The organism is Rhodopila globiformis (assembly GCF_002937115.1).
Lineage (GTDB): Bacteria > Pseudomonadota > Alphaproteobacteria > Acetobacterales > Acetobacteraceae > Rhodopila > Rhodopila globiformis.
Window position 1 is genome coordinate 63,893 of record NZ_NHRY01000277.1, and the last position, 10,882, is coordinate 74,774.

The window sequence follows — 10,882 nt, forward strand, 5'->3', positions numbered from 1 at the left end:
GAGATCCCGGCACCAGCCATATTGCCGGGCCCGGGAACGGTGCGCCAGCGGCGAGGTGGAGCGCGCTGGGGCTACCTGCGGCCACGTCCGGCCGCCACTATCCGTGAAAGGGCAATTCTGGGCGCCGGAGCCGCCCACTGAAGATGCCAGGAATACTATGGCGAAGGATTTCGGCCTCCGGCTGTATCGCGTGGGGAGCGACATTCCGAATCGTTACAGTGAGATTTTATGGGTCACAATGACAGGTTACGCGTTATCCTTCAGCCGCGCGTTCGCCCTGTATGACAATATTGCAACGGCCATGCCGCCAACCCGCCAAGCCGGTAGCCAAGACCCTTGCGACCAAACTCTCAGCCCGATATCGGCGGTAATGCCCGTCTGCGATTCGCTGTAGCGTCATGGGGACACGCCCGGCCATGACGACAGGGCGAGGACCTCGCGCCACATCGACGACGGACGCCCGCCCATGAGCGTCGCCATGCGCATGCGCGGCCTGGCGCGGAAGGAGGTCAAGCAGATCATCCGCGACCCGTCGGCCATCCTGATCGCCTTCCTGATGCCGATCATCCTGCTGATCGTGAACGGCTTCGGCATCAACTTCGACGCCAGCCACATGAAGGTCGCCGTCGTCATCGCCGCGCCGGAGGAGACGTCGCGCGGCCTGTTCCAGGCGCTGGCGGCGTCCCCCTATCTCGACCCGGTCGCCCTGCCCGATACGCAAGCGGCCGAGGCCGCCGTGATACGCGGCGACGTGCGGGGCATGCTGGTGGCGCGGGAGGATTTCAACCAGCTTCTGGCCCGCTCCGGCCGCTGGCCAGCGCCGCTCGGCCTGGACATCAACGCCACCGACCCCAACACCGCCCGCATCCTGGAAGGCTACGTCTCCGGCGCGCTGGCGACCTGGATGACCGGCCTCGGCACCGAGCGGCGGCTGGCGCTGGCAGGTGGCATCGACCTGCAGTACCGCGACTGGTTCAACCCGCAACTGCGGTCCGCCGACGCCGTGGTGCCGGGCATCATCGCCATGGTGATGACCATGACCGGCACGCTGCTGACCGCGCTGATCGTGGCGCGCGAGTGGGAGCGCGGCACGATGGAGAGCATGTTGGCCTCGCCCGCCGGCATGGCCGAGCTGACGTTCGCCAAGCTCGGCTGCTACTTCGTGCTGGGCATGGGCAGCATGGCGCTGTCGGTGCTGATGGCGCTCTTCCTGTTCGGATTGCCGTTCCGCGGCAGCATCCTGGCGCTGTCGGCGGCCTCGGCGCTGTTCCTGGTGTTCGCGCTGGGGTTCGGGCTGCTGATCTCGACGCTGGCGCGCAACCAGTTCGTCGCGGCGCAGGTGGCGTTCATCGCCACGCTGCTGCCGGCGATGATGCTGTCGGGGATGATCTTCGACATCGCCTCGATGCCGCACTGGCTGCAGATCGTGACCCTTGCCGTGCCGGCACGCTACCTGGTGTCGATCCTGCAGACGCTGTTCCTGGCGGGCGACGTCTGGCCGGTGATCCTGCCCAATTTGCTCGGGCTGGCCGTGGCGGCGACGCTCGCGGTGGGAGGAACGCTGATGGTCACGCGGCGGCGGCTCGACTGACATGCTGCGCCGCATCCTCGCCCTGCTGGCCAAGGAACTGGTCGCCCTGTGGAAGGACCGGAAGACGCGGTTCGTCATCCTGGTCCCACCGCTGGTGCAGGTGATGGTGTTCGCCTACGCCGCGACCTATGACGTGAAGGACGTCGCGCTCGGCATCTGGAACGAAGACGCCGGCGCGCAGAGTGCCGAGCTGGTGCGCCGCTTCGCCGGATCGCCGGCGTTCCATGTCGTGGCGATGCCGCAGAGCCCGGCGCAGGCGGCCGAGGCGATCGATTCGAAGCGGGTCGCCGTCGTGCTGCATCTGCCGCAGAACTTTTCCGCCGCCATCCTGGCCCGCCGGGCGGCGCAGGCGCAGCTGCTGATCGACGCCCGGCGGTCCAACACCGCGCTGATGGTGCAGGGCTACGCCCAGACGATCGTCAACCAGTACGCGGCGGACCTGGCGCCAACGCGCAATCCGCCGATCGTGGTGCTGACGCGCGACTGGTTCAATCCGAACCTGGAAAGCCAGTGGTTCATCCTGCCGGGGCTGGTCTGTGTGGTGTCGATGCTGATGGCCATGCTGATCAGCGCCCTGTCCCTGGCGCGCGAGCGCGAGCTGGGCACCTTCGAGCAGCTTCTGGTCACGCCACTGCGCCCGGCGGAGATCCTGCTCGGCAAGGCGCTGCCGGGGATGATCGTCGGCCTGATCGACGCCAACATCGTGATCGCCGCCGCCCTGCTGTGGTTCCGCGTGCCGTTCCTGGGCAACATGCCGCTGCTGCAAGGGATGCTGCTGGTCTACATGCTGGCCGGGGTGGGGAATGGGCTGGTGATCTCCTCGATCGCTCGCACGCAGCAGCAGGCGATGCTGGGCGTGTTCCTCATCGCCTCGCCGATGGTGGTGCTGTCGGGCTATGCCGCGCCGGTGGAGAACATGCCGCCCTTGGTCGCGTTCGTCGGCCAGGTCGATCCGATCCGCTGGATGCTGGTGATCGCGCGCGGGCTGTTCCTGCAGGACATGCCGGCGTGGCTGGTGCTGCAGACCGCCGTGCCGCTGCTGCTGATCGCCCTGACGGCGTTCGGCATCGCCTGGGTGGCGGTGCGGCGCGTGGTGACCTGATGGTGGCCCGGGCGGCGCATGTCCGGCCCGCGCCGCCGCCGCGTGCGGTGCCGGGGATGCCCGCCCGCGCGGTCCGGCCCGATTCCGTCAACGCGCGATCGGCATCCAGACGTCGCCGACCTTGTGATAGCGCCGCTTCACGGCCGACCAGGCGATGCGATGAGCGGTCGCCTCCTGATCGGGATCACCGGCGTACTGCTGCCAGGCGTTGTTGAAGGCGGCAACAAAGATCTCCGCCGCATGCGGCGGCAGGTGCGTGCGCACGGAGTCCGGGAGGTCGCTGATGCTCCGGTAGGGCATGGCGGCCACCATAGGACCGGAAGGGCCAGGACGCCATCACCCGCAACCCGGGGGAATGGCGCGGCGGCCGGATCGGACGCGCCTTCTTGGGCGAAGATCCCCGGAACAAATATAATAATGTATGTGAACCGTTCCGCTTGCGGCGATTTGGTTGTATCCATGTGCAGGCCCTGCGATTCGGCGGGAGCCGACGAGCCGCGGCACCTTGGAGGAGTTCCTGCAATGAGCTGCCTGCTTTCCTCACACGGCACGCTGCTGTGCCGTGACCGGAACACCGGCATCCTGCTGCATCGCAAGCTGACGGCCAGCTTCGACAACGTCGATCTGCTGGAGGTCGATGACGCATCGCGCCTGCTGTGCCCGAATTTCGGGCACTACATGCGTGACGATGTCTCCGTCCTGCGGCTGGACCTGGAACAGGGACCGCTGGCCGGCTGGACGGTCACGCGATCCGCGGACCAGCGCAGCCTGACGCTCTCGCGCGACGGGCACTGGCTGATGGCGCAGGCCGATACCGAGGCCTTGAGCCGGACGGCTGACGGCACGTCGGAAGCGGCCTGGTTCCTTCCCATCAACCTACCCGATCTGGCGGTCGTGAACGACCTGCTGGCTGGACGGTGGCTCGTTCAATCGGCCGATACGGGCATGCCACAAGGCGGCACGCTGCTGTCCGGCTTCCGGTTGTCGGTTGGGACGCTGGCGATCGACCTGCGCTGGAACCTGCCGTTCGACCGGTCGGAATGGCCGCATCGCCTGCCGGTCCTTCGCGATGGCTGGCGGATCGACAAGCTTTGCCGCTACCGGCCGCTGATCTACTACACGGCGTTCAACGCGCCGGCCATCATGCACCAGTTCGCGCTCAGCCTGGCGTCGCTGGTGACAGTCGGCGCGTATGGCGGCGCCATTGTCGTCATCACCGACAAGCCTCCGGGCGAAATCGGCGCCCTGGCGCCGCCGGGCATGCGGGAGCCTCTGGCGGTACTGCCGATGGCGGCCTGCGACAGGTTCGCGGCGATCGGCGCGCGGCTGACCATCAGCGGCTGGGCCGATGCAGGGCAGTTCCAGCCGCTGCTGTACGTCGATACCGACGTCGTGTTCGACCTCCCCGTCGCGCCGATGCTGTGGGCGCTCGCCCGGTCCGACCGGATCAGCGTGCCGGCGGAGCCAAAGGAGAAGCTTGCAAGCTCGGTTTTCGTCGGCAGCGGACTGTTCCGGGACGACAATTGCGATCCGGGGGGGGGCGCTGGGCTTCAACTTCGGGACGGTGGGCATCCCCAACCTGCCGGCGCACGGCCGGACCTTGGACCTGATCGCCCGGATCATGTTCAACCGGGCCGCGATGGACGGCCGCGAGGCGCTGCCCTGCGCCGATCAGGCGATCGCCAACTATGTCCTGTTTCGCCTGGGGAAGGGCGATACCGACCTGATGAGCCGCTTCGTCCGCCTGGTGGACGGCACCGCCGGGCCGATCGGCAGGCGGGGGCTGGTACACTACCATTGGGCTGCGGGGGCGGAGGCGCGGGTTGAGCTGATGCGGTCCTACCTGCTCAGGCTGCTGCAACCCGATGGCGCCTTGGCGCCCGACGTGGTGGCGCCAAAAGGCGGCGTGGCGAATGAACCTGCTGACAAGGCAGGGGTTTTCCGCTGGGTGGAGGGTATAGGCAGAAATCCCGTTCAGCCTGTGGGCTGACCGTCGCCGCCGTTCTCCTACCAGCCGCCCCTGAGTTTACTACAAAGGAGACGGCCAACGGCGTGCCACGCATCTGGAGCGAACCGCGCGTGTGTTGGGACAAGGCGACGGCGCGTTTTCACCGTCATGGCGGCCGCAGGGCCGCCATCCACGCCTTTCTGCGGCATCAACACCGCCAGGCGTGGATGGTGGGCCTCCGCCCCATTGGCGTTAAAATAGCGTGGCGGTGGCACGATGCTTGCCATTCCGTCATGGCCCGGCTTGTCCGGGCCACCTATTCCAGCATTGTGCCGCGACAGGTGGCCCGGACAAGCCGGGCCATGACGAGGAGGCAACAGCCAGCCCTATTTTAACGCCAATGGGGCCTCCGCCGCCCACCATGACGTGGTGGAAACGGCCGTGCCGCCAAGTCCCATTTCAGCTCCGCCCGCCCTCGAAGAACGCGGCGACCTTGGCGAAGAAGCCCTCGTGGTCCGGGCTGCCTTTGCTGCCCTTGGTCGCCTCGGCCTCGAACTCCTCCAGAAGCTCCCGCTGCCGGGCCGACAGGTTCTGCGGCGTCTCGACCGAGACCTGGATAAACATGTCGCCGCGCGCCACGCTGCGCAAGACCGAGAAGCCCTTGCCACGCAAACGGAACTGGTCGCCGGTCTGAGTGCCTGCAGGGACCTTCACCTTGGCCCGCGTGCCGTCGATCACCGGCACCTCGATCTCGTCCCCCAGCGCCGCCTGCGTCATGCGCAATGGCACGCGCATCACGATGTTGGCCTGCTCGCGGTGGAAGAATTCGTGCGGCCGGATCGAGACATGCACGTAGAGGTCGCCGTTCTGCGCGCCCGGGCCGCCGGCCTCGCCTTCGCCGGCCAGGCGGATGCGCGTGCCGTCCTCGACGCCCGCCGGGATCGCCACTTGCAGGCTGCGCTCCCGCTGCACAGTGCCGGCGCCGTGGCAGACGCGGCAGGGGTTGCGGATCACCCGGCCCTGGCCGCCGCAGGTGGGACAGGTGCGTTCGATCAGGAAGAAGCCCTGCTGCGCCCGGACCTTGCCGGCGCCCTGGCAGGTCGGGCAGGTTTCCGCCGCGCGGTTCTTGTCGTCGGACCCGGTGCCGTTGCAGGCCTCGCACTTCACGCGGGTCGGCACGCGGAGGTTGACCTTGGTGCCGGCGAAAGCGTCGGCCAGGTCGATCTCCACCGCCTGGCGCACGTCGGCGCCGGTGCGGGGGCGTCCGGCACCCGCGCGGCGGCCGCCCATGCCGAACATCTGCTCGAAAATGTCGCCCAGGTCGCCGCTGGCGGAGAAGTCGAAGCCGCCGAACGGACCGGCCCCGGCGCCGGCGCCACCCTGCTCAAAGGCGGCATGGCCAAAGCGGTCGTAGGCGCCGCGCTTCTGGTCGTCCTTCAGGATGTCATAGGCTTCGTTGACTTCCTTGAACCGTGCTTCGGCCTTCTTGTCACCCGGATTACGGTCGGGGTGGTACTGCATCGCGAGCTTGCGGTACGCCTTCTTCAGGTCGTCTGCGCTTGCGTCCCGGGCCACTCCAAGCGTGGCGTAGTAATCCTGTTTGGCCATCTGAGCCCTTTACCGCGCGGGGAAGCGTCCTTGTGCCCCGTCCCAATCAGCCGATACCAGTGTTTTCAACGTAAATCGCGCCCGCCTTCAATGAAGAGCGGGCGCGACCTGTCAAGCTAAGCCAGCCCGGAAGCGTCAGGCGGACTTTTTCTTGTTTTCATCGACTTCCTCGAACTCGGCGTCGACAACCCGATCGTCCGAGCCACCGCTCGGGCCGGCGCCCGGATCCTGCGGCCCGGCGCCCGGACCCTGACCAGGACCTTGGCCAGGACCCTGACCCTGGGCGGCTTCGGCCTTGTACATCGCCTCGCCGATTTTCATCGCCGCTTGGCTCAGACGCTCCGAGGCCTGCTTCAGGGCTTCGGTGTCGTTGCCTTCCAGGGCGGACCGGGCGGCAGCGACGGCGGCTTCAGCCTCGCCCTTGTCTTGCGCGCCGACCTTGTCGCCGTGCTCCTTCAGGGTCTTTTCGACCTGGTGGACCAAGCTTTCGGTGTGGTTGCGGGCCTCGATCGTCTCGCGCCGCTTCTTGTCGGCTTCGGCGTTGGCCTCGGCTTCCTTGACCATGCGCTGGATGTCGGACTCGGACAGGCCGCCGCTGGCCTGGATGCGGATCTGCTGCTCCTTGCCGGTGGCCTTGTCCTTGGCGGACACCGAAACGATGCCGTTGGCGTCGATGTCGAACGTCACCTCGATCTGCGGCACGCCGCGCGGAGCCGGCGGGATGCCGGTCAGGTCGAAGTTGCCCAGCAGCTTGTTGTCGGCTGCCATCTCGCGTTCGCCCTGGTAGACCTTGATGGTCACAGCCTGCTGGTTGTCGTCCGCGGTCGAGAACACCTGCGACTTCTTGGTCGGGATCGTGGTGTTGCGGTCGATCAGCCGGGTGAACACGCCGCCCAGGGTTTCGATGCCCAGCGACAGCGGGGTCACGTCCAGCAGCAGCACGTCCTTGACGTCGCCCTTCAGCACGCCGCCCTGGACCGCGGCGCCGATGGCGACGACCTCGTCCGGGTTAACGTTGCGGGCCGGTTCCTTGCCGAAGAAGGTCTTCACCGTGTCGATGACCTTCGGCATGCGGGTCATGCCGCCCACCAGGATCACTTCATCGATCTGGCTGGCATTGACGCCGGCGTCCTTCAGCGCGGCGCGGCAGGGCTCCAGCGTGCGGGTGATCAGGTCGTCCACCAGGGCTTCCAGCTTGGCGCGGGACAGCTTCATCACCAGGTGCTTCGGCCCGGAGGCGTCGGCGGTGATGAACGGCAGGTTGACCTCGGTCTCCTTGGACGAGGACAGCTCAATCTTGGCCTTTTCCGCGGCTTCCTTCAGCCGCTGCAGGGCCAGCTTGTCCTTGCGCAGGTCGATGCCCTGGTCCTTACGGAACTCATCGGCCAGGTAGTCGATGACGCGCAGGTCGAAGTCCTCGCCACCAAGGAAGGTGTCGCCGTTGGTGGACTTCACCTCGAACACGCCGTCACCGATTTCCAGGATCGAGATGTCGAAGGTGCCGCCGCCGAGGTCGTACACCGCGATGGTGCCGGAGGCCTTCTTGTCCATGCCGTAGGCGAGCGCGGCGGCCGTCGGCTCGTTGATGATGCGCAGGACTTCCAGGCCGGCGATGCGGCCAGCGTCCTTGGTGGCCTGGCGCTGGCTGTCGTTGAAGTAGGCCGGGACGGTGATGACCGCCTGCGACACCGGCTCCCCGAGGTACGCCTCGGCTGTTTCCTTCATCTTGCCGAGGATGAAGGCACTGATCTGGCTGGGCGAATAGCGCTGGCTCTTGACCTCGACCGCGGCGTCGCCGTTGTCGTTGCGGACGATGGTGTAGGGCACCATCCCCTTGTCCTTGGCGACCAGCGGATCGTCGTAGCGGCGGCCGATGAGGCGCTTGATGGCGTAGAGGGTGTTGGACGGGTTGGTGACGGCCTGGCGCTTGGCGGACTGGCCGACCAGACGCTCACCGCTGTCGGTGAAGGCCACCATGCTGGGGGTGGTGCGTGCGCCTTCCGCGTTCTCGATGACGCGGACGTCCTTGCCTTCAAGGATGGCGACGCAGGAGTTGGTGGTACCGAGGTCGATACCGATGACTTTGCTCATGTATGCTCCTTTCAGCGGACAACGGCGGCCCGAAGCACCGACGCTGTCCCTTCAGCGATTAATCGGGGTTGATGTATGGGACCGACCCGGCGGTAACAAGGGCAATAGCCAAATTTTCCATTCCGGAGTGTCATGATTCCTGTAGCTGGCTCAGCCTTGCCCGGGACCGGGCAGTTCGGGGGCGGGGGCCTTGGCGACGACGACCATGGCGGGGCGCAGCAGGCGGCCGTGCAGGGTCCAGCCCTGCGACCAGGCCTGGACCACGGTGCCGGGCGGATGCAGGTCGCTTTCCTGCTCGGCCATCGCCTGGTGCAGGTTGGGGTCGAACGGCTGGCCGACCGGGTCCTCGCGCTTGATGCCGTTGCGCTCCAGCGTGCTGACGAAGCTGCGTTCGACGCCTTCCAGGCCTTCGCGCACCTTGCCGAGGATCGCCGGCTCGCCCGGCGCGTGGGCGGGCAGGCTGGCGATGCCCCGGCGCAGGTTCTCGGCGGCATCCACCACCTCGGCGGCGAATTTCTGCACCGCGTACTGGCGGGTGTCGTCGACGTCCTTCCTGGCGCGGGCGCGGACGTTGGCGTTCTCGGCCTCGGCCCGCATCCAGCGTTCCTTCATCTCGGCCAGTTCGGCCTCGAGCGCGGTGACGCGGTCCTGGGCAGCCTGCAACGCCTGCTCCGTCGTCGGCTCCTGGGGCGCGGTCTCCGGTTCTGCCGCGGATTGTTGTTGCATGGGATCCTGAACGGGTTGTGGTTCTGTTGTCATGGCGGGCATCAATTAGGCAAGAGAACAGGCAAGAACAACCTTCATCGGACGGTTTATTGCCGTGCGGCGGATCAACCCAGCAACTGGCCGATGACCCGCGCGGTATAATCCACCACCGGGATGATCCGGCCGTAATTGATCCGCGTCGGGCCAATCACGCCGATGGCGCCGACGATGCGGCCGGTGCCGTTGCGGGCCGGCGCCACCACCATCGACACCCCGGAGGTGTTGAACACGCCGCTTTCGGCGCCGATGAAGATCCGCACACCGTCCGACTGCTCGGCCAGTTCCAGCAGGCGCAGCATCGTCCCCTGCGCTTCCAGCTTCTCGAACAGCGCCTGGATGGCGGACAGGCGCTCGATCTGCGTCACGTCCGACAGCAGGCGGGCCTGGCCGCGGACGATCAGGCTGCCGGAGCGGCCCTCGCCGGTCCAGGTGGCCAGGCCGGCGGCGACCACCAGGGTGGACAGCGCGTCCAGCTCGGTGCGGTTGGCCGCCATCTCCGCGCTGACGACGCGGCGCAGCTCGGCCAGCGGGCGGCCGGACAGGCGGGCGTTGAGGTAGTTGCCCGCCTCCTGCAAGGCCGACGGCGGCAGGCCGGGCGGGATCTCGATCACCCGGTTTTCCACCTGGCCCTCGCTGTTGACCAACACGACCAGCGCCCGGCCGGGGCCGAGCGGCACGAACTCGATATGCCGCAGCGGGCCTTCCGATTTCGGCGCCAGCACCAGGCCGGCGGCGGCGGACAGGCCGGAGAGCAGAGACGATGCCTCGGTCAGCGTATCCTCCAGGCTGCGGCCGGAGGCGGCGAGGGCGGCGGAGATGGATTCACGTTCGTCCTCGGTCAGTTCGCCGAAGTTCAGCAGGCCGTCGACGAACAGGCGCAGGCCCTGGTCGGTGGGCAGGCGTCCGGCGGAGGTGTGCGGCGCGAACAGCAGGCCGGAATCGGTCAGGTCCGCCATTACGTTGCGGATTGTGGCCGGCGAGATGTTCATCGGCAGGCGGCGCGCGAGGGTGCGGCTGCCGACCGGCTCACCGGTGGCGACGTATTGCTCGACAATCTCGCGCAACACCGCGGCCGAGCGGGCGTCGAGGCCCGGCGGCAGCGGCGGCACACTCGCCGGGTTCGTCTGGTTCCGGCCGCTGTAGCGCTGGAAGCGGCCGGCAGGCGGAAGAGGCAAGTTCATAACGCAAAACTCCGACCCGACAACGTAGGTTGCGGCCGGACGGCGGTCAATGATCGGCCAGCCTCGATACGGCGCCGGTTCGATGACGGCGCCCGCATGGTTGTTGGGTCAAGAATAGTTCATCCCGCCGCACGATCTGGTCATGCCCGCCGTGTGTCTGTGAGAGCTATAGAGAATATCAATGAGTTTCGGGGAAACATCGCATTTGACAGGCCCGCGCATGCCAAAACGGATAGCCTGTGGCCTTTTCATTCTTGGTGCGGTGCTGGCGACGGGTCCCACCGCATGGGCGGCCGGGCAGCCGACCTTCGCCGATTTGCTGGCGCGGGCGCAGGCCGAGGCCGAGGCCGGCCACCGCTGGGGACCGCCCGGCGACAACCTGGCCGACACGATCATGATGCTGTTCCAGCTTGCCCCGACGGCAACGCCCGACCAGCTTGCCGCGTTCGCCGATTTGCTGGAGCGTGACCGCAAGAACCTCCAGCAGTCGCCGGTTGCCGCGCCTTCCGCGCCACCGGCGCCGCCGGCCGCCGCACCGCCGAAGCAGCCAGCGCCCGCGGTCGCGGATATCCCGCCCGCCACCGCACCGGCCCCCG

Annotated in this window: 10 protein-coding genes; 5 read left to right on the forward strand and 5 right to left on the reverse strand. The window is 67.5% G+C overall.

Features of this window, described 5'->3' with window-relative positions; all coding sequences use genetic code 11:
• Positions 1-157 precede the first annotated feature (157 nt).
• From CCS01_RS32325 to CCS01_RS32335, 3 genes are all read left to right on the forward strand, one after another.
• Positions 158-394: a hypothetical protein gene (locus tag CCS01_RS32325; RefSeq protein WP_104523410.1), complete on the forward strand. Its 237-nt coding sequence runs from the start codon at positions 158-160 to the stop codon at positions 392-394.
• A 72-nt stretch (positions 395-466) separates the two neighbouring features.
• Positions 467-1,591 carry an ABC transporter permease gene (locus CCS01_RS32330; RefSeq protein WP_104523412.1) on the forward strand — a complete coding sequence of 375 codons (1,125 nt, stop codon included), beginning with the start codon at positions 467-469 and terminating at the stop codon, positions 1,589-1,591.
• Position 1,592: 1 nt separating this feature from the next.
• Positions 1,593-2,693, forward strand: a complete 1,101-nt coding sequence (locus CCS01_RS32335) for an ABC transporter permease (RefSeq protein ID WP_104523414.1) — start codon at positions 1,593-1,595, stop codon at positions 2,691-2,693.
• Positions 2,694-2,780: 87 nt separating this feature from the next.
• Here the strand turns inward: CCS01_RS32335 and CCS01_RS32340 are convergent, their stop codons facing one another.
• On the reverse strand, positions 2,781-2,957 hold the full coding sequence (locus CCS01_RS32340) for a ChaB family protein (RefSeq protein WP_239992484.1): 177 nt from the start codon (positions 2,955-2,957) through the stop codon (positions 2,781-2,783).
• 258 nt (positions 2,958-3,215) lie between these two features.
• Between CCS01_RS32340 and CCS01_RS32345 the strand changes: the two genes are divergently transcribed.
• Positions 3,216-4,520, forward strand: coding sequence for a hypothetical protein (locus CCS01_RS32345; RefSeq protein WP_104523416.1), 1,305 nt, complete (start codon positions 3,216-3,218; stop codon positions 4,518-4,520).
• Positions 4,521-5,100: 580 nt separating this feature from the next.
• Here CCS01_RS32345 and dnaJ read toward each other — a convergent pair.
• From dnaJ to hrcA, 4 genes are all read right to left on the reverse strand, one after another.
• On the reverse strand, positions 5,101-6,249 hold the full coding sequence (gene dnaJ, locus CCS01_RS32350; protein ID WP_104523418.1) for a molecular chaperone DnaJ: 1,149 nt from the start codon (positions 6,247-6,249) through the stop codon (positions 5,101-5,103).
• Positions 6,250-6,384: 135 nt separating this feature from the next.
• Entirely contained in the window at positions 6,385-8,340 is a 1,956-nt protein-coding gene (gene dnaK / locus CCS01_RS32355) for a molecular chaperone DnaK (RefSeq protein ID WP_104523420.1), read from the reverse strand.
• A 150-nt stretch (positions 8,341-8,490) separates the two neighbouring features.
• Positions 8,491-9,108 (reverse strand): nucleotide exchange factor GrpE, encoded by a 618-nt coding sequence (locus CCS01_RS32360; RefSeq protein WP_104523422.1) that lies wholly within the window; start codon positions 9,106-9,108, stop codon positions 8,491-8,493.
• Between the two features lie 62 nt (positions 9,109-9,170).
• On the reverse strand, positions 9,171-10,286 hold the full coding sequence (hrcA, locus tag CCS01_RS32365) for a heat-inducible transcriptional repressor HrcA (RefSeq protein WP_104523424.1): 1,116 nt from the start codon (positions 10,284-10,286) through the stop codon (positions 9,171-9,173).
• Between the two features lie 220 nt (positions 10,287-10,506).
• Here hrcA and CCS01_RS34505 point away from each other — a divergent pair.
• Positions 10,507-10,882 (forward strand): hypothetical protein (locus CCS01_RS34505; protein WP_204848503.1); only part of this gene is annotated, 376 nt, incomplete at its 3' end.